1 rRNA gene is annotated in these 1,047 nt (G+C 57.3%); it reads left to right on the forward strand.

From position 1 onward, the window contains the following. Window positions 1-290: 290 nt before the first annotated feature. Window positions 291-1,047, forward strand: a 23S ribosomal RNA gene (locus ACFVXC_RS42445); the annotation flags it as partial.

Consider the following 1,047-nt stretch of genomic DNA (forward strand, 5'->3'; position numbering starts at 1 on the left):
GAGCACTTCTTACCGGCTTCGGCTGGTCAGAGGCCACTACGTCGGCAAATGTTCGACGGTGGTTGCTCATGGGTGGAACGTTGACTATTCGGCACGATCAGTTGGACCTGTAAGTACTGCTTCGGCGTGGAAAACAGAGTCTTGATTGGTCGGGCCGGGCACGCTGTTGGGTATCTGAGGGTATGGCCGTCAGGCTGCCTTCACTGCCGACCCCGGTAAAGCATCCAGTTGGGTGTGTGACGGGTGGTTGGTCGTTGTTTGAGAACTGCACAGTGGACGCGAGCATCTGTGGCCAAGTTTTTAAGGGCGCACGGTGGATGCCTTGGCACCAGGAACCGATGAAGGACGTGGGAGGCCACGATAGTCCCCGGGGAGTCGTCAACCAGGCTTTGATCCGGGGGTTTCCGAATGGGGAAACCCGGCAGTCGTCATGGGCTGTCACCCGCTGCTGAACACATAGGCAGTGTGGAGGGAACGCGGGGAAGTGAAACATCTCAGTACCCGCAGGAAGAGAAAACAACCGTGATTCCGGGAGTAGTGGCGAGCGAAACCGGATGAGGCCAAACCGTATACGTGTGAGACCCGGCAGGGGTTGCGTGTGCGGGGTTGTGGGATCTCTCTTTCACAGTCTGCCGGCTGTGAGGCGAGTCAGAAACCGTTGATGTAGGCGAAGGACATGCGAAAGGTCCGGCGTAGAGGGTAAGACCCCCGTAGTCGAAACATCAACGGCTCGTTTGAGAGACACCCAAGTAGCACGGGGCCCGAGAAATCCCGTGTGAATCTGGCGGGACCACCCGTTAAGCCTAAATATTCCCTGGTGACCGATAGCGGATAGTACCGTGAGGGAATGGTGAAAAGTACCGCGGGAGCGGAGTGAAATAGTACCTGAAACCGTGTGCCTACAAGCCGTGGGAGCGTCGCTGTATGTGCTTGCACATACAGTCGTGACTGCGTGCCTTTTGAAGAATGAGCCTGCGAGTTTGCGGTGCGTTGCGAGGTTAACCCGTGTGGGGAAGCCGTAGCGAAAGCGAGTCCGAATAGGGCGAT

The sequence above is a fragment of the Streptomyces sp. NPDC058257 genome, from assembly GCF_042881845.1.
GTDB lineage: Bacteria > Actinomycetota > Actinomycetes > Streptomycetales > Streptomycetaceae > Streptomyces.